We start from the raw sequence: 18690 nt of genomic DNA, 5'->3' as shown, positions 1-18690 counted from the left end.
TGAAATTAAAACAATGAATATAATGTGCTTTTCTACAAAAGAAAGATGGCTGTATTTGATGTGGTTATTACGTCGATGACAAACAGTTTTTTTGCGCCAAAGCACATCATATTCAACACTGTATTTAAATAAAAACGCCCGTAGATCAGACGATCTACGGGCGTTTTGCATTTATCTTGCAAGAGCGTTTTATCTCATAGCAAAATTAATGTGGAGAGATATTTGTAATCGCTTGAATATGTACCGTAATTTCTTCACGGTCATGATACAAATGCTTCGCTTGAAGTTTGTATTTAAAGCCATTCTTATTTAAAAATTCTTTTAAGTTTTCAATATCTTGAAGAACTTCGTCGTAACGACCTTTCATTGGTAACTTAAGGTTGAATAGTGCTTCTTTAGCCCAACCTTTAATTAACCATTCACCCATAAGGTGAGCCACTCGTGCAGGTTTTTCAATCATGTCACACACGATCCACGTTACGTTCTTTCTTTGTGGTTCAAATTTAAAACCATCAACCATGTGGTGTTTAACTTGACCTGTATCCATTAAGCTTTGTGCCATCATGCCATTATCAATCGCATGAACAAACATAGAGCGCTTAACCAGTTGGTAAGTCCAACCGCCAGGACAGGCACCTAAATCAACAGCCCACATACCAGAAGCCAAACGAGTATCCCATTCATCTCTTGGAATGAATACGTGAAACGCTTCTTCCAATTTCAATGTAGAACGACTTGGTGAATCTGAAGGGAATTTTAAACGAGGAATACCCATAAAGAATTTTGAATTATTATTCGTATATGAGTAACCAACATAACAATGGCCAGGCTCAATAAAGCACACGTGCATTACTGGGATTCGGTCAGTATCTCTTGCTGTTAGCATTTGCTTGCCGCGTAATGCTTGACGAAGCGGCACAGTAAATTTACGACAGAATTTTAAGAGCTCTTTCGCTTCATTCGTATCCGGAGTTTCAATACGAATATCACCACAATGAGGCACGCCTTCAACACTGCTTAATGCATTAAGGATCGGAGAAATACGATCTTCTGTTGGTAGGTCACTTAATTCTGTTGCAACAGCAAACATTTGACGAGCAAAAATAAGCTCATTAAATTTAATCTGTTGAATCAGTTTATCTGCATCGCCTTCCTGATAGCATTCAAATAATACATAGCCAGTGTTACTTTTTAGGCGAGGAAAACCAAACACTTCAAGTTGAGTGGCTTTATCTTGGATCTCACCTGCACACTCTTTTTCAAAACCAGAGCGACAATAGAACATTACTTGTTTCACTTTGAAACCTCAGTCAAACGATAAGTTGAAACAGCCAGCGTCAGCCAACCGCTAATAAAACAGAGTCCACCTAATGGAGTTATTGGCCCAAACCACTTAATTCCTGTGAACACTAATGCATATAAGCTACCACTGAAGAAAATTATGCCAATGGTAAATAGCAAGGCGGCGTATGATACCCCTTTTGACATGGAATTTCTCAACAAAATTCCACAACCAAATAAAGCCAGAGTATGCCACATTTGGTACTGTACCGCAGTCTGATATACATCAAGGAGATACGGTGATAATACGTCTTTTAAACCATGAGATCCAAAAGCGCCTAAACCCACGGTTAATGCCCCACTTAAGCCTGCAATAAGAAAGCATAGACGACTATTCATCATCCACCACATCTTGCTCACTGCGTGCTTTGCTTAGCACCCACTCTCTAAAGGTGGCAATACGACCCGTATCGGCCTGCTTTTCATTACACACCAGATAAAATGCATTTTTACTAATAAGTAATTCTTCAAATGGGGCAACGAGTCGACCTGCATCTAATTCTGGTTGAGCTAATACATTATTACCTAATGCAATGCCCTGTCCGTGTGCCGCGGCTTGCAACACCATGGTAGAGTGACTAAAAATTGGGCCTTGGTTTACATTCATACCTTGTAATTCAAACTGTTTAACAAACAGCTTCCAATCTTTACGTGAGGTATCATGCAATAACGTATGGAATCGAAGATCATCAATCGTCGCTAATGGCTTTTCGTTCAATAACACTTGAGGTGAACACAGCGGTAATAATTGCTCTTGATACAACAGTTCAACTCTTAACCCCGGCCAATTACCTCGACCGTAATAAATCGCAACATCAACATCTTCTGTTAATGAGCCTTCATCCATATCAACGGCTTTAATTCGCACATCAATATCTGGTTCTTTCTGATTAAAATCAGACAAACGAGGAACTAACCATTGAATTGCGAAGCTTGGCGGTAAACTAATGGTTAACGCGCCTTTCGCACTTCTTTCCAATACTTTATCTGTTGCTTCAGATAGAGATGAAAAAATCTCTTTGATATCTAAAAAGTAACCTTGCCCTTCCTCTGTTAGAAGTAAAGAACGATTACGACGACGAAAAAGCTTAAGCCCTAGAAATTCTTCTAACGCTTTGATTTGATGGCTAACCGCAGCCTGCGTAACAAATAATTCTTCTGCTGCACGGGTGAAACTTAGGTGTCGAGCTGCCGCTTCAAACACACGCAGAGAATTTAACGGTGGTAATCTTCGAGACATAAGAACTCACATTCTGAATCATTAGTTTTTTTAATGCTAACTATTATAAATTGTCCATTGTCGAACTACCAGATAAAACCTACTATTGCTTTGCAGTTTAGAGGAACGACCTATATTCCTCCCTGAGTATTTTTCAATCTCTAAGCTGCAATGTTGTGTTTGCATATATTGGCTTGACTCTTCAAGCCCGGAATTACTGTCATTATGATTAGTAATCCATACTTACTGTCTTTTTAGCCTTTGGTTAAAAAAAATTGTTAGCACCGTTTAATACGGTGCTTTTTTTTGTCTGTAATTTTGACTTACGGCCAAGAAATCCGCATCATTCCCCCAGTTTGCTAACCACTAAAGAAAATCACTATGACCGCATTTACTATTGACGCTGTTCGTTCTCAATTTCCCGCTCTATCACAAAAAATTAACGGGCAACCTATCGCTTATTTTGACAGCGCTGCCACCACTCAAAAACCAAAAGTGGTATTAAATGCGATTCAAGATTATTACCAAAATGATAATGCTAACGTGCATCGTGGTAGTCACAGTCTAACCGCCTCCGCAACCTTAAAATTTGAACAAGCAAGAGCAACCGTTCAGCAGTTTATTAATGCGAAAAACGCTAAAGAAATAATTTGGACTCGCGGGGCAACAGAGGCTATCAATCTAATCGCGCAAACTTACGCTCGTAGCACATTACAGCCAGGTAATGAGATCCTAATTAGTGAATTGGAACATCATGCTAATATTGTGCCTTGGCAAATTGTGGCAGAGCAAACTGGCGCAAAGATTATAAAAATACCAATGAAACAAGATTGCACATTAGATATGTTAGCTTTTGAGTCATTGGTAACCCAGAACACAAAAATCATCGCTATCGCTCAAGTAACCAATGTAACAGGAACATTAAACCCGATTGATACCATAATAAAAGCAGCGCATAACGTGGGAGCTATTGTCGTTATTGACGGTGCTCAAGGTATTGTTCATCACGATATTGATGTCCAAGCAATGGATGCGGATTTTTACGTTTTCTCTGGGCATAAACTGTTTGCGCCAGCAGGCATTGGGGCTCTCTATGGTAAACAGCATCTATTGGAGTCGATGCCAGTTTGGCATGGTGGCGGTAAAATGGTTGAAAAGGTTTCATTTGAAAAAACCACGTTTGCAGAACTTCCGGGGAAATTTGAAGCGGGAACACCAAATGTAGCTGGTGCGATTGCCTTTGCTACTGCAATTAAGTGGATTAAACAATTCGCCCACGATGATCTAAATACTCATATTAACGAACTTCGTCATATGGCCATTGATGGAATTAAAGACATTGAAGACTTACGTTTTATAGGGCTACAAGATAATGCGAGTTTATTTTCTTTTGTGATTGATGGTGTTCACCACCAAGATATTGCGACTTTATTAGATCAACAAGGCATTGCTGTACGCTCAGGTAACCATTGTGCGCACCCTATGTTAGACGCATTAGGATTAACGGGAACTGTACGCGTTTCATTTGCCTTGTATAATACTAAGCAAGATGTTCAACGTTTTATCGACGCGCTAAATAAAGCCGCTGATATGCTATAAGCCCAAGTTTAAGGTATTTTATTTATGTCTACATTCCCTTCATCACCTTTTGGCTTTGACGTCACTCACACCACGGTATTGGATTTCATGAGTGAAGCGAAAGGCTGGGAAGATCGTTATCGTAACGTGATTCAATTAGGTAAAAAACTGCCTAAAATGCCAGAAAAACTTCAACAAGAGACCGTGACTATTTCTGGCTGTGAAAGCAAAGTGTGGTTACAACATGAAGTGGTCGATGGGGTTTATTTTTTCTGTGCTGATTCTGATGCGCGTATTGTTCGAGGACTTATCGCATTAGTAATGGCTGCGGTTAATAATAAAACCGCAGAAGAGATTAGCGCATTTGATATGGATGGATACTTTGCTCAATTAGGGTTAATTGAACATTTAAGCCCATCACGTGGTAATGGACTTAAAGCAATCATTGAAACCATTAATAAGGCCATTCGTTCAGATAGATAGAAACTATACGCTTCGCTAACTAGATACTATAAGAGCAGAAAATGCTGGTATTGATAGCAATACTTTCCACACCAGCCATACACGCACTTATAGTCTCTAGTCTCTAGTCTCTAGTCTCTAGTCTCTAGTCTCTAGTAGAGTGTTTCTCAATCAACTTCTCTACAATTCTCGACACCGCAACAAAACCAAAGGTCGCAGTTACCACCGTTGCAGCACCAAAACCCGTCGCACAATCCATACGTTTAGGCCCTTCTGCTGTTGCTTTAGTTGCACACACAGAACCATCCGCTTGTGGGTACTTCAAATGCTCAGTCGAGTACACACAATCAATACCAAATTTACGTTTTGTATTCTTAGTAAAGTTATGATGATGACGTAACGTATCACGCAATTTCTTTGCTAAAGGATCTTGAATTGTTTTGGATAAATCCGTAATCGCAATTTGAGTAGGGTCAGTTTGACCACCTGCACCACCGGTTGTAATTACTTTAATCTTATTGCTCTTACAATAAGCTAATAACGCCGCTTTAGGTTTCATGCTATCAATGGCATCAAGTACGTAATCAAATTCTTTAGAAATATATTCTGCTTGGTTTTCAGGGGTGATGAAGTCATCAATCAAATTAATCTTACATTCAGGATTAATTAATTTAATGCGTTCAGCCATTACTTCAATTTTACTTTGGCCGATTGTACCCGTCATAGCATGGATCTGACGGTTAATATTCGTCACACACACATCATCCATATCAATCAAGGTAATCTCACCAAGACCAGTACGAACTAATGCCTCTACAGCCCACGATCCGACACCACCGATACCTACCACACAGACATGTGCAGCACGCATTATTTCTACTTCACTATTACCATACAAACGGCGAGTGCCACCAAAGCGTTGGTCATAACTTTCAGAAGCAGGCGTGGTTAATTCGCGCATGGGTTTTCCTTACTCAAAAACAAAAAAAGAGCACGATTTATACGCACTCTTTTTTAGAAGATCAAGCTTTAAGAAATCCAGGTTTATTTCAGCCCTATTTCTTTTTTGGCATTTCCCATGGATTTTCAGTTTCAGAATCTTTTAAACCTAATTTCCATACTCGACCAAAATGTTTAAAGTGCCCTGCAGCAATACCCGCTTCTGGCCCCATTCCATAATATTGGTCTAAATGATTTTCTTTTACTGCGCCACCGGTATCTAATGCAAGTAGAACTTTAAGTACATGCTTACCTGTCCATTTACCGTCTTTATCCAATTGTGGAACTTCCGCAAGTATAGGGGTTCCCATAGGCAATAAAGTACGATCTGCTGCAACAGCTGCCCCTGCAATTAAAGGGATACCCGCCGTACCTAATACATGATTGGCGTCCCTTGGTGAAAAGAAAACATACGATGGGTTAGTTTCTAACAATTCACGAACGGTCGCATCATCGTTTCTTTCAACCCATTCTTTAATCGCTTTTAACGACATGTCTTTGCGTTCAACTTCACCGCGTTCAATAAGTACTTTACCAATACTCACATAAGGATGGTTATTCTTCCCACCGTAGGCAAAATACTCTAGCTTGTCATCGTCACCAAAATGAATAAAACCACTGCCTTGCACTTCCATAATAAATGGGTCAATCATATTATCTGAGTAACCAAGCTCTAAACCTAACCCAGATAAAGCGCCTGCATTTATTTCAGCACGTGTTGGACAATTAGAACCACATGCTGGTTTATCATAAACAGGGTATTTAAATTTATCCGTTGGCTTATGACGCATTTCAATCACTGGTGAAAAATAACCAGTAAACATCACGTTCCCTTGTTTATCACCACCACCCATTTGAGCAAATTGAATTCCGTAATTTGATAATTTAGCAGGATTTGAACTTTCATCAATCCACTGTTGAAGTTTCGTATAAAGCTCTTCATAACGTAAAGACATGGATTCAGAACGCTCTACCACTTCTTTGCTTTGATTTTTAAATGCACTAAAATCAGAGGGTTTATCTGAATCAATATCACTGACTTCATTTAAGTTACTGCTAAAACTGCCATCCAAATACTGCTGAGCACGATCAGTCGGTTGATCAGCACAACCGGCTAAAGCAAGAAGAATACAAACAAAAGGAAGTTTACGAAGCACAATAAGACCTTACTTATTAAATAGTGCGGCAAGAATGACAAACAAATAGAAAGAGAGCAATTCCCTAGAATGGAATAAATGTAAGAAAAGGAGAATTTTGACAAAAATTGACACAAAATCAGAGGCTAAATTCTAAGTAAGCTCAGGTAGTGACACTTACTTAGAAAGAAAATTATTATTATTGTTTACGAAAACTCGACTTGTAATGCGTTGGTTTCATTCGCAGTAATTCAGCACCATCATTGTCTTCTACAAGGTAAACATACTCTGTTTCACCATGCATATAAGTTAATGTCTTCCCATCGAAATCAAACTTTGTATTAATTAAACGACCGTGAGTATAAACACCACTCGAATTCACCGTGAAACTGTCCCGAGCATAAGTAGGAACCCCTAACTCAATCCAATTACCATACAATTGAGAAACGGGCATTTGAGCAAAAAATCCAACACGAAACATCGCAGCGATCACCGCAGATACTAAACCAACGGCAAAAAAACTCATTAACACTAATAAACGAATTTTTCTCTTCTTTAACTCTTTTTGTTGAGTCTGACTCATCATGACGCCTACTAAAAACTATTATGTTATTAATCTTATCGGCAATCTGTAGAAATATTAAGAAAAACTTATGTGACCTTGCACTAAACACTTGCACATAGTTAAATACTTAGTCACTATAAATGCATAAATAATTATTCATGGATGAATCGTGTGAAGTTTCGTAGTACTGCTTTAGTTAAAGGCTTTCGCCAATCGGCACCTTATGTGAATGCTCACCGTGATAAAACCGTGGTGATTATGCTTGGAGGTGAAGCCATTGCTGACCAAAACTTTGCAAATATCGTTAATGATATTGCTCTCCTAAACTCTCTTGGGTTACGGATTGTTATTGTTTACGGCACTCGACCTCAAATGCGCTCCCAACTCAAAGAAAATGGTCATCATGCGCCTTTTCACAAAGGGATCCGAGTCACCGATGAGCAAACCCTTGAACTCGTCAAGCAAATCGCAGGGCAATTACAACTTGATATTACTGCTCGACTATCCATGAGTTTAAATAACACGCCAATGGCAGGTGCACAAATTAACGTTATCAGCGGTAACTTCATTATCGCCCAACCGCTTGGCGTTGATGATGGGATTGATTATTGCCACAGTGGTCGTGTTCGCCGTATCGATACCAATGGTATTAGCCGTATGCTTGACCAGCAATCCATCGTCTTACTTGGCCCTGTCGCCAGTTCCGTCACTGGGGAGTGTTTTAACTTGCTCTCTGAAGACGTAGCGACCCAATTAGCCATTCGATTAAACGCAGATAAATTAATTGGGTTTTGCTCTGAACAAGGTGTTGTTGATAACCAAGGTCATATTTTAGCCGAGCTATTTCCCAATGAAGCAGAAACCATACTTGGGAAATTAGAAACGGATCTTAACCCGAAAGATGGAAACTCTACGGGCACCATGCGCTTTTTAAGGGGGGCAATTTCAGCTTGTAAAGCGGGCGTACCAAGAAGCCACCTTATTAGTTACAAAGAAGATGGGGCATTAATTCAAGAGTTATTTTCTTTTGATGGTATTGGTACCCAAGTTGTAATGGCCAGCTCTGAACAAATTCGTGACGCTGAAATTGATGACATTGGTGGTATTATGGATTTAATTCATCCATTAGAAGAAGAAGGGATTTTAGTTCGTCGATCTCGTGAGCAACTAGAACAAGAAGTCGCTCAATTTACCATTATTGAAAAAGACGGATTAGTGATTGCTTGCGCCGCTCTTTACCCTTTTCCTGAAGATGGTATGGCTGAAATGGGCTGCGTTGCGGTTCACCCTGATTACCGAGACGGAGATCGCGGAGTCACATTACTCAATCGCTTACGCTTTAAAGCCAAGCAATTTAAATTATTACAACTGTTTGTTCTTACCACTCGTAGCCTTCATTGGTTTAGAGAGCAAGGGTTTGTTGAAGTTGATGTCTCGCAATTACCAATGACAAAACAAAAATTGTATAACTATCAACGTAAATCAAAGATCTTAGTGTTAAAAATTCAATAATAAATACCGCAGCGAAATAACTTAGCTGCGGCCTTTACTGTAAAAATTAGCGATTTAAGATTTAATAACCTACCGGATTTAAAAAATTAACATAGAGTATGTCGATAGAAGAAAGAATATGCATTTATAAACATCAATAACTGCATATCATGAAAATTATAAAAACAAAATAAAGAAATACCTCTATTAATGAGGGACCACTTCAATATTCAATATAAAAACAAAGGTGGTGTTAATTATATGTATCTTATTTATAACATAAATACGCCCCCTTAAAGATTAATTCAATATTAACTGATAATTTTATTTTTATTTAATACCGGACACATAACACCACGTAATAAAGATATATTATCCGCTCAAAGACAGCACATTTAAAAGGATTCCCCGTGCCAGTACGCCTTACGTTTCAAGGTAATTATCGTCGTTTAAACTTCGATTCCATCACCTAACCTACTAAATTGATTAATATAAATATTTATTACTATTAATCAACATTCCAAGTATTGTCGTTTTATTGAAACTAAGAATAACTAAATTCTATGAATTTTAAGCAGGGGTTTAACCATCTGTTTTTTTTAGTAAATTAATATAAATCGCAATTATAAATTAGTCATGCCTATAATATTTTGCTATATTTGGCTTAATTAGCTGTGCCTTAATTAAATACGTTCGTTGTAATTACCCGTATCTATATTAATTAAACGCAACTATTAAAACTAAATACGTCTATATTAATCTCATGTCTATTATAAATCAGTTATGCCTATATTAATTAAAAGCGTGATAATTAGTCACGCCTGTATTAATAATTATTTTTAAATTATCATTTACTTTATACCATTGCATTAACAACATTGGTTTATATACGAGGTTTTATATGTCTTCTAAATTATGGGGTGGTAGATTTGATCTACCAACAAATAAACTTGTTGAAGAATTCAACGCAACAATTTTAATTGAAAAACGTCTATTCCCAGTAGATATTAAAGGAAGTATTGCTCATGCTACTATGCTGGAGAAACAAAAAATAATCACTCAAATAGAAGCTGAACAGATTATTTCTGGCCTACAAGCTGTAGCAAAAGAAATAGAAGAAGGTTCATTTGTTTATGATACAGCGGATGAAGATGTTCACATGTCTATCGAGAAACGCATGACAGAGATTATAGGCTCTGTCGGCGGGAAACTACATACAGCCCGTAGCCGTAATGACCAAACTACACTCGATTCAAAAATACACATGCGAGCAACGATTAAAGAGAACCTCGCACTTATTCGTCAAATGCAAGAAATAATAATCCAGCGTGCTAAAGGCGAAATTAACGTAATTATGCCTGGTTATACACACCTTCAAACGGGCCAACCAATTCTATTTTCACATTGGATCATGGCTTATTTTTGGATGTTAGAACGTGATTATTCTCGTTTCCAAGATCTGTACAGACGTATGGGACAATGCCCACTAGGAGCCGCCGCATTAGCTGGTACAACTTTCCCAATAGATCGCTTCTATACTGCAGAACTATTAGGTTTTGATGAACCTACACCAAATAGCATTGACTCAGTGAGTGATCGCGATCATATGGTCGAATTCAACTCTACAGCAGCAATTTGCTTTATGCACCTAAGTCGCCTCTCTGAAGAAATAGTATTATTTTCTAGTCAGGACTTTAAGTTTATTGAACTATCAGACGATTTCTGTACTGGTTCAAGTATTATGCCACAAAAGAAAAATCCTGATATCGCAGAAAAAATTCGTGGTAAAACCGGTCGTATGTACGGCAACCTAATGGCCATATTAACAACAATGAAAGGTCTACCACTGGCTTATAATACAGACATGAGTGAAGATAAAGAAGCCGTATACGATTCAATGGATACGCTACAATTGTCACTTCAAGTAATGACGCCAATGATTGAAAAAATGATAATTATTGAAGCTAACACTCGCAATGCAGCAGACCGTGGTTTCTCAACCGCAACTGACATGGCTGATTACTTAGTACGTAAAGGATTACCTTTCCGAGAAGCTCACCATATTGTCGGTTCTACGGTTAATTACTGTATCAAACACGACAAAAAACTGGATGATCTAACCATTGATGAATTCCGTTCATTTAGTAATCTAATTGAAGATGACATCTATCAAAATATAACTTTAGAAGCTTGCGTATCTGCCCGTGGCTCATATGGCGGTACTGCACCACAAGCTGTTGAAGCCCAAATCCAACACGCTGAATCTATTGTTACTGCGGGTTAATTAGAACAACACAGGCTACTCGCTGGAATTCGGCTAGTAGCCTCCCTTCTTATTTTTAATTATTAACAACTACTTAACCGTATGATAGGTATTTCTTTATGAATATTGATTTTTGGCTACAGCTTGCTGTAGTTTTAGGCTGTATCGGTATTGGCGGACGATTTGGCGGAGTTGGATTAGGTGCCGCTGGTGGTTTAGGTGTCTGTTTATTAGTCTTAGGTTTTGGTCTACAGCCTGCATCTCCTCCAGTAACGGTACTACTAATCATTATCGCTGTAATCGCTTGTACCAGCGTACTACAAGGCGCTGGCGGTCTCGATTTTTTAGTTCGTATCGCTGAAAAACTTCTTCGTAAGAAGCCGAGTGCTATTACATTTCTCGGCCCTTTAATTTCCTCAATGTTTGTTATTTTTTGTGGTACATCTTATGTAGCATTCGCAGTTTATCCAGTTATTGCCGAAGTTGCTGCTGAAGCAAAAATCCGCCCAGAGCGTCCTATGTCAATGGCTGTTATAGCTTCAGGTATTGCGATTACAGCAAGCCCAATGAGTGCTGCAACAGCAGGTATGATCGCCTCACTTTCTCTTTATGACGTATCCTTCTTCCAAATCCTTGCCGTTAGTATGCCTGCATTTTTAATTGGGGCATTATGCGGCTGTGCATTCGTATACAAGCGTGGTTTAGAACTTGAGCAAGATCCTGAATTTCAGCGTCGCGTCGCATCAGGTGAATATCAACTTATTCATGAAGATGTCAATTCACCAGAAGAAGAATACAAACCGTCAACAGGGGTTAAGGCAAGCGTACTTGTGTTCGGATTAGGTGTTGCTACTGTTATTTTATTTGGTACTTTTAAGAGCCTACTACCATCTTGGGATATTGACGGTAAAACGGTTGTACTATCTACACCGATGCTAATCCAAATGGTGATGTTAGCCAGTGCATTATTTATCATCGTGTTTGCCAAAGTACCAAGTGACAAGTTTGCATCAGGATCAGTATTCCGTTCTGGTCTTATTGGTGTCGTGGGTGTATTCGGTATTTCTTGGATGACAGGAACGTTCTTCAATGCTTACCAGCCATTCTTTGAAACAACCTTTGAAGGTATGGTAGAAACAGCACCAATGATGTTCGGTTTGATTTTGTTCTGTTTTTCTGCGGTTATCTTTAGCCCATCAGCAACTGTTTCTGCATTAATGCCCCTTGGCGCAGCAATGGGGATCCCTCCTGGTTTACTCGTTGCACTATACCCTGCAACCTGTGGAGATTTCATAGTTCCAGGTACAGGTCAAATTGGTTGTTTATCTTTTGACCGTACAGGCACAACCCGATTAGGCACTTATGTTATAAACCATAGTTACATACTTCCTGGTTTTGTCATGGTTATTTCATCGGTAACTGCTGGTTACTTCATTTCAAAAATTGTTTTTTAACGTTTGCACTCTTTGCTAGAATCGATACGTTATTAATAAATGCATCGCTATATAAAATAGACTACCAACTAAAATTGGTGGTCTATTTTTAGATGGACTCTACTGATTGTTAGCAGCATAAAAATAGGCTACAAATATAATCTCGTAATCAATATTAATAATGAAATCCTCAATATCATCAAATATATTAAGGTTAATCACTGTATTTATTTAGCTCATCAACGCAGCTAATCCACTGTTTCTCTGAGTTTTAATCATTACACCTCTCGCCACCACTTTCTCTGTTGCGAACAGATCGAGTTTTTTCTTAGCTCGTGTGACACCCGTATAAATCAACTCTCGCGTTAAGATTGGGCTGAACTCAGCAGGTAAAGCTAAAACTGTATGTTCAAACTCAGACCCTTGAGATTTATGAATCGTCATCGCATACACGGTTTCATGCTCTGGTAATTGACTTGGTAATACTCCACGAATCGAACCATCTGGCATATCAAAATAAACACGTAAACGTTGATCAACAGGATCTGGCATCGCAATACCAATATCACCATTATAAAGACCTACGCCATAATCATTTTGAGTCACCATCACCGGGCGACCGGAATACCACACTTCATCACCATGAGGAATCAAATCAGATTTTCTTAATCCTTTTTCAATTCGTTGATTAAGTCCTACAACCCCAAAGTCCCCTTCGCGCATTGCACACAATAATTGAATTTGGCTAAAGGCTTTTAGTGCCACTTCTGGTTTATCGCCCGCATGGATATGACCTAAATAACTGCGATAGCCATTCACCATCATGGTGATCATTGCGTTATAGCTGTCATTACTTAAATCATGAAAACGAATATCAGAGAACCCTTTGGCCCACACCGCTTCTACTTTAAATTTACAGCCTTCATTAATGGCTTTAGCTAATTGTCCAATCCCTGAGCGCGCATCAAAACGGTAACTCTTTTGCAGCATACACAAGCTATCGGCGACCGCGTTATTGTGCGATTGCACAGGCAAAGCATAGCCTGTTAATTGAGATAATTGTTGTGCTTGATTCTGGCTGTAACCCATTTTAGTAAATTGACAGATATCACCTAACACCGCTCCCGCTTCAACCGAGGCTAGCTGATCTTTATCGCCCAATAAAATAACACGCGCGTGTTCTGGTACCGCATCGAGTAGTCGGGCCATCATAGGTAAATCGACCATCGAGGCTTCATCCACCACCAATACATCAAGGTGTAATGGATTGCTTTTGTTATGACGAAAATCCACTTGGTTTGGAATATAACCAAGCAAGCGATGCAGCGTACTTGCGTCTGTCGGGATCGCTTCTTTTACTTCTGGTGCTAAACCAATAGATTGCACCGCTTGACCAATGGATTCAGTCAAACGCGCTGCCGCTTTACCCGTTGGAGCAACTAACTTAATTGCGATGCTTTTATTATCTTGCTGAGCTTGAGTCACTAGGGAAGCCAAAAGCTTGGTAACCGTGGTTGTTTTACCCGTTCCTGGACCACCAGAGATCACCGAGAATCGACGAGTTAACGCTACCGCTGCCGCAACTTTCTGCCAATTCACACAGTGTTTGGTTGGGATTAAGTTATCCAGCGGCTCTAATTCTGAAGACTTAGTGGCTGAGAGTAAAACCCCATCAATCGCTTGCCAATCTAACTCACTAGAACTAGATCCCACAACATCGAGCATATCGCACACTAATTGCTGACGAGATACTTGATTATTATTCTCTAATTTTTTAAGCCCACTGAATAAAAAATGGTATTGGCGAGCAAATAGCTCATCCAATGTATTCGATAACTGAGCGTTTACCGCCACACTTTGCGCCGCTTTAGTTATACGGTTGGCAACACGCTGTTCAAACGACCAATAACGTTGTAAATACAAACGAGTTCCATCAAAGGCTAGTGGCGTTGCTTCTGTGCCATTAGATATCGTCGATGCCGCAGATAACTCACTAATCCACTGATTTTTCTCTGGTACTAACGCTAACAATGCATCACGATATTTTGCAGGCAACGTAAACAGATCACCTTGCTCTACTTGCTCGATATCAATACACACATGGCCTTTACCTAACTCATGGCTAGTCATTGCTGCGAGCAACATGATTAAGTTTTTATCGCTGTTCTTTTCCTGTTGGCCTAAAAACTTAGCAAATTGAAGATCCAATGGGCGAAGTACACCATGAGCCATTAAGTGTTGTAATTGCTTAAGCATCGACTGTTTCTCCATTTACCAATTGCTCTAATTCTTCTAATAACACTTCACTTGGTTTTGAATAAAAGACCCCATTTGAATTGCTATCATGCCCCTCATGACTCTCTTCAATACCACGCAAGAAAATATAATACGCTCCACCAAAATGAGTGTCGTAATTATAATCGGCAATACGACTTTTCAAGAATCGATGCAACGCTAAAGCATACAGCTGATATTGGAAGTCATAACGATGATCTCGCATTGCTTCAATTAAAGCGTCACCGCCGTAGCATTCTGGAGAATCGCCTAAATGGTTAGATTTCCAATCGAGAACGTAATATTTGCCTTCATGCTCAAACACTAAATCGATAAAGCCTTTCAACATTCCACTCACGGTAGAAAAGCCTAACTCACCCGCACGTGCAGAGACTTCATCGTGTTTAGCGATGGTTTTATTGACCAAGCTTGAGTTCAATAGCGTTATCGGCAATAAAAACTCCATTTCAACCAAACGTTGAGTTGGGCCTTTGGTTGCCAATCGTAAATCGTGACCATCCAACGGACAATCGAGCACGCGTTGCATCATGCTTTGAACGACGTCTAACCATTCCACATCGTAGTTTTCTTTTTCTAATAGCTTGATGATTATTTGTGTATTTTCTTCGCTGTTAATTGGTTGAGTAAATTCAACCTCTTCAAACAATGAGTGTAAAAACGTACCCGCTCTCGCACCACGAGGGAAAGTAAATATCGTTCGCTCTGGCTCTAAATCTAACTCTTTGTCGTCTTTATCTTCAGCGGAATCCACATCCAAATTAATCAATTCTAATGACGAATCGTTATGATGGTTACCTTGTTTCACCAAACCCGAATAACTGGTCATCCACCAATTACTTTTCACAGGCTTACTCAATTTGTTGGCTGTTAATGCGAATAAGTTGTCTTCTGTCTCTTTATAAAGCACATCACTTAAGGTTTGAGGTGACTGGATCACCATAGGCGAATTGCCTGCTATTAATTTTTCAAGGCACGCTTGAAGCTCAGCAATATCACATTCATCCGCTTGTTGGATTAAATACCCTAAACCAGAAAGGTGTACACCCGTTGGTGGTTTTTTCGATGTGCCTTTACCGATAGGTGCCATGCCAATATAACAAGCGTAAACAGCACGAGTTAGCGCAACATAAATTAAGCGTAAATCTTCTGCTAAGCGTTCTTTCTCGGCTTTTTCGACCGACTCATCTTCCTTTAATAAATCTAAGACAGAATAACGATTGTCTTCATCATAAAAGCTAACTTCGCCTTTTTTATCCACGGCTCGATAGGAGCAAACAAAAGGCAAAAAGACGAGATCGTATTCCAACCCTTTTGATTTATGAATCGTCACGATCTGCACCAAATTACGCTCAGATTCTAAACGTACCGTTTGCTCTTCAGCATCACCATTAGGTTCAGAAATCGCATCAGATAACCAACGCAACAATCCATAATCACTGTCGAGGGTTTGGCTTGTTTGTTGTAATAATTCACCAATATGAAGTAAATCAGTTAAATGACGTTCGCCGCCATTTTCAGCTAATAAACGCTCTGAAATACCTTGTTGAGTAATAATTTGATGCAACATAGGCATGATGCCACGTTGTAACCAATGCTTACGGTAGGTGCGGAACTCATTAACGGCTAATTCCCACTGCATTTCATCGACATTAAATTGATGTAGTTGATCGGCCGTATAAGCAAACAAAGACGAGGCTAATGCAGAACGAACCGCTCGTGCATCCGTTGGCGTCATTGCAGCCTGCAATAAACGTAAAATGTCTTTAGCTAAAGGAGAAGAAAACACACTGTCTCGGTTAGATAAATAAACACTCGCAATACCTTGCTTTGATAAGGCTTCACGAACCAATTTCCCTTCTTTACCAGTACGAACCAGTACGGCAATATTCCCGGCTTTAATCGCTTCTTTTTTCTCTCCATTTTGCAGGTGCGCAGACCCTTGTTGAGATCCGGTCAAAATGGTTTGAATTTGCGCCGCCGTCGATTCCGCCATTACTCGTTGGTAATTGCCTTTGTTTATCGGGTTACCATCTTTGCTTTCTTGTAACCAAAACGTCATTGCAGGCTGAGTTTGATTATCTAACGACCACGATTTTTGTTCCGCATTAATCGGATTATATTTCACCGGATAAAACGGAATATCATCATCGTATAAAAACGGTTGTTTACCATGCTCAAAAATACGGTTTACTGACGACACCATATCGGCAGTTGATCGCCAGTTAGTATCAAGAGTGTAGTGATCCGCCACTTGGCGACGAGCCTGAATATAAGTAAATATATCTGCGCCACGGAAAGCATAAATAGCCTGCTTTGGATCGCCAATCATGAACAAACCACACTGTGATTGATCTTGATAGATGGTATTAAAAATAGAATATTGAAGTGGATCGGTATCTTGGAATTCATCAATCAAGGCAATTGGGTATTGCTCGCGGATCTTTTCTAGCAGTAAAGCGTTCTCTTGATTTTTGGTTGCAGCCGACAATTGAGTCAGCAAGTCATCAAACGATAACCAGTTCTTCTGCTCTTTTGCTTGCTGTAAGGTTTCTCGGCACTTATGAATGGCTAATGACAACAACGGCTGTTTTATTTCTAATGGTTGCGCTAAAAAGTCATCAATTAATTTAAATACTGCGTGTTCTGGTGCTTCGCCTTTTTTGGTTTTATCAATTAATAACGATTGAGAAAACTTTTCTAATTTGTCATGAATTTGCAGCGAAGTCGTTGGATTACTTGCCCATATTGACACTTGATCCAACCAATTTGGTAAATTCTTTTTAGTGTAACTGCGTTTATCAACACCTGAACCTGAAATTAGCGCTTCAAAATCTACACAATGTTCTGACCACTGTTTTTTTAATTCATCAATACGAGCAATGCCTTGCTGACAGAAATCTTCTAATGACTTCTCTAATGGCTCAACCGTTAAATGCTTTGGGACACCAGTAAGACTATTGCCCATATCACCTAATAATGCAGAAGGGCTTGGCCAGCAATCGTAAACACTTTCAGCCACCATTTTTGGCAGATGATAAAAACTACGACGCCAAAAATCTGCGGCCACTTGGTGCATTAATTTGGCTTGGTCGGTGACAAATTCACTTTCGAACTGGGCACCAGATTCAAAGGCATTTTGGGTTAGCATGCGCTGGCAAAAGCCATGAATGGTAAAGATTGAGGCTTCATCCATACTGCGTTCAGCATTCAATAATATGTGTGCTGCCGACTTATGATCAGAAATAGCCGCTAATAACGGGTCAATAACGGGATCGCCACTCTTATAATCACTTTTATGCACAGCACGAGCAAACGCTAAACGAGCATCATGGATCTTAGCTCGAATACGTTCTCTTAATTCTGCGGTTGCCGCTTCCGTAAAAGTCACTACCAGTATTTTATCTACGGTTAATTCTTCACTATGGCGACTGTTCTCATCACCATGCCCTAATAGTAAACGTAGATATAAACTGGCAATGGTAAAGGTTTTACCAGTACCTGCGGAAGCTTCAATTAAACGTGTCCCATGTAAAGGAAACGTCATTGCATTCAATTGATTTGGAGCTGCGATTGTCGTCATCGAACATCACCATTTTTATTTATCATCAACACTCTGTTTTTACAGACTATTTGTGTGACCCATATCGAAGTTCATTAGGAACAACGATAATAAAATTAATAAAGCGACCAATGTGAGATCTTTCTCACGGTTCACTTTTTATGCTTTGTTACACTCAGCGCCACTTACAAAGAGCCCATTAAATGTGCATTTGTATTAAAGGATTCGGTCAACCTCTGACCTGTGGCCGTACAGCGAACGCCCTACACTAAAAATGATTTACTCGCGGCCACCCTACTCTTTTCTTCCGTGCTTCTTCTATACCTTCTTTCCTAAGCATTGCTTTGTT

Annotated in this window: 13 protein-coding genes; 5 read left to right on the top strand and 8 right to left on the bottom strand. The window is 39.4% G+C overall.

Translation table 11 applies throughout. The features are described from left to right. Window positions 1–205 precede the first annotated feature (205 nt). The 3 genes from rlmM to VSAL_RS03895 are packed head-to-tail and all read right to left on the bottom strand — an operon-like array spanning window position 206 to window position 2581. Window positions 206–1297, bottom strand: coding sequence for a 23S rRNA (cytidine(2498)-2'-O)-methyltransferase RlmM (rlmM, locus tag VSAL_RS03905; RefSeq protein WP_012549498.1), 1092 nt, complete (start codon window positions 1295–1297; stop codon window positions 206–208). Next, window positions 1294–1680 (bottom strand): DUF423 domain-containing protein, encoded by a 387-nt coding sequence (locus VSAL_RS03900; protein WP_012549497.1) that lies wholly within the window; start codon window positions 1678–1680, stop codon window positions 1294–1296. The genes rlmM and VSAL_RS03900 overlap by 4 nt, the downstream gene beginning before the upstream one ends. Then, on the bottom strand, window positions 1673–2581 hold the full coding sequence (locus VSAL_RS03895; protein ID WP_012549496.1) for a transcriptional regulator GcvA: 909 nt from the start codon (window positions 2579–2581) through the stop codon (window positions 1673–1675). Before VSAL_RS03895 ends, VSAL_RS03900 begins: the two co-directional genes overlap by 8 nt. 360 nt (window positions 2582–2941) lie before the next feature. On the opposite strand from VSAL_RS03895, the gene csdA reads away from it, so the two are divergent. Then, window positions 2942–4159 (top strand): cysteine desulfurase CsdA, encoded by a 1218-nt coding sequence (gene csdA, locus VSAL_RS03890; RefSeq protein ID WP_012549495.1) that lies wholly within the window; start codon window positions 2942–2944, stop codon window positions 4157–4159. Window positions 4160–4183: 24 nt separating this feature from the next. After that, on the top strand, window positions 4184–4621 hold the full coding sequence (gene csdE, locus VSAL_RS03885) for a cysteine desulfurase sulfur acceptor subunit CsdE (RefSeq protein WP_012549494.1): 438 nt from the start codon (window positions 4184–4186) through the stop codon (window positions 4619–4621). Between the two features lie 124 nt (window positions 4622–4745). On the opposite strand, the gene tcdA is transcribed toward csdE, so the two are convergent. The 3 genes from tcdA to VSAL_RS03870 form a co-directional block, all read right to left on the bottom strand. Further along, window positions 4746–5561 (bottom strand): tRNA cyclic N6-threonylcarbamoyladenosine(37) synthase TcdA, encoded by an 816-nt coding sequence (gene tcdA / locus VSAL_RS03880; RefSeq protein ID WP_012549493.1) that lies wholly within the window; start codon window positions 5559–5561, stop codon window positions 4746–4748. A 94-nt stretch (window positions 5562–5655) separates the two neighbouring features. Beyond that, window positions 5656–6756, bottom strand: a complete 1101-nt coding sequence (mltA, locus tag VSAL_RS03875) for a murein transglycosylase A (RefSeq protein WP_012549492.1) — start codon at window positions 6754–6756, stop codon at window positions 5656–5658. Window positions 6757–6934: 178 nt separating this feature from the next. Further along, on the bottom strand, window positions 6935–7321 hold the full coding sequence (locus VSAL_RS03870; RefSeq protein WP_012549491.1) for a DUF2850 domain-containing protein: 387 nt from the start codon (window positions 7319–7321) through the stop codon (window positions 6935–6937). A gap of 150 nt (window positions 7322–7471) precedes the next feature. On the opposite strand from VSAL_RS03870, the gene argA reads away from it, so the two are divergent. The 3 genes from argA to VSAL_RS03855 all read left to right on the top strand — a co-directional run bounded on the left by argA (window position 7472) and on the right by VSAL_RS03855 (window position 12508). Continuing rightward, on the top strand, window positions 7472–8812 hold the full coding sequence (gene argA, locus VSAL_RS03865; RefSeq protein WP_044583189.1) for an amino-acid N-acetyltransferase: 1341 nt from the start codon (window positions 7472–7474) through the stop codon (window positions 8810–8812). A gap of 880 nt (window positions 8813–9692) precedes the next feature. Next, a complete protein-coding gene (gene argH, locus VSAL_RS03860) occupies window positions 9693–11075 on the top strand; it encodes an argininosuccinate lyase (protein WP_012549489.1) in 1383 nt (460 codons plus the stop codon). Between the two features lie 98 nt (window positions 11076–11173). Next, window positions 11174–12508, top strand: a complete 1335-nt coding sequence (locus VSAL_RS03855) for an anaerobic C4-dicarboxylate transporter family protein (protein WP_012549488.1) — start codon at window positions 11174–11176, stop codon at window positions 12506–12508. Window positions 12509–12718: 210 nt separating this feature from the next. Here the strand turns inward: VSAL_RS03855 and recD are convergent, their stop codons facing one another. Both recD and recB read right to left on the bottom strand, forming a co-directional pair. Continuing rightward, entirely contained in the window at window positions 12719–14743 is a 2025-nt protein-coding gene (gene recD, locus VSAL_RS03850) for an exodeoxyribonuclease V subunit alpha (RefSeq protein WP_012549487.1), read from the bottom strand. Further along, on the bottom strand, window positions 14736–18362 hold the full coding sequence (recB, locus tag VSAL_RS03845; protein WP_012549486.1) for an exodeoxyribonuclease V subunit beta: 3627 nt from the start codon (window positions 18360–18362) through the stop codon (window positions 14736–14738). Before recB ends, recD begins: the two co-directional genes overlap by 8 nt. Window positions 18363–18690 lie beyond the last annotated feature (328 nt).

Source organism: Aliivibrio salmonicida LFI1238 (assembly GCF_000196495.1).
Lineage (GTDB): Bacteria > Pseudomonadota > Gammaproteobacteria > Enterobacterales > Vibrionaceae > Aliivibrio > Aliivibrio salmonicida.
Note: the sequence above shows the minus strand (reverse complement) of the source record. Positions and strands in the feature narration are given on the sequence as shown.

What these genes read in the sequence shown, in the direction of transcription:
- VSAL_RS03900 (WP_012549497.1), bottom strand. Translation starts at nt 1,680, where the DNA reads ATGAATAGTCGTCTATGCTTTCTTATTGCAGGCTTAAGTGGGGCATTA.
- VSAL_RS03895 (WP_012549496.1), bottom strand. Translation starts at nt 2,581, where the DNA reads ATGTCTCGAAGATTACCACCGTTAAATTCTCTGCGTGTGTTTGAAGCG.
- csdA (WP_012549495.1), top strand. Translation starts at nt 2,942, where the DNA reads ATGACCGCATTTACTATTGACGCTGTTCGTTCTCAATTTCCCGCTCTA.
- csdE (WP_012549494.1), top strand. Translation starts at nt 4,184, where the DNA reads ATGTCTACATTCCCTTCATCACCTTTTGGCTTTGACGTCACTCACACC.
- tcdA (WP_012549493.1), bottom strand. Translation starts at nt 5,561, where the DNA reads ATGCGCGAATTAACCACGCCTGCTTCTGAAAGTTATGACCAACGCTTT.
- VSAL_RS03870 (WP_012549491.1), bottom strand. Translation starts at nt 7,321, where the DNA reads ATGATGAGTCAGACTCAACAAAAAGAGTTAAAGAAGAGAAAAATTCGT.
- argH (WP_012549489.1), top strand. Translation starts at nt 9,693, where the DNA reads ATGTCTTCTAAATTATGGGGTGGTAGATTTGATCTACCAACAAATAAA.
- VSAL_RS03855 (WP_012549488.1), top strand. Translation starts at nt 11,174, where the DNA reads ATGAATATTGATTTTTGGCTACAGCTTGCTGTAGTTTTAGGCTGTATC.
- recD (WP_012549487.1), bottom strand. Translation starts at nt 14,743, where the DNA reads ATGCTTAAGCAATTACAACACTTAATGGCTCATGGTGTACTTCGCCCA.
- recB (WP_012549486.1), bottom strand. Translation starts at nt 18,362, where the DNA reads ATGACGACAATCGCAGCTCCAAATCAATTGAATGCAATGACGTTTCCT.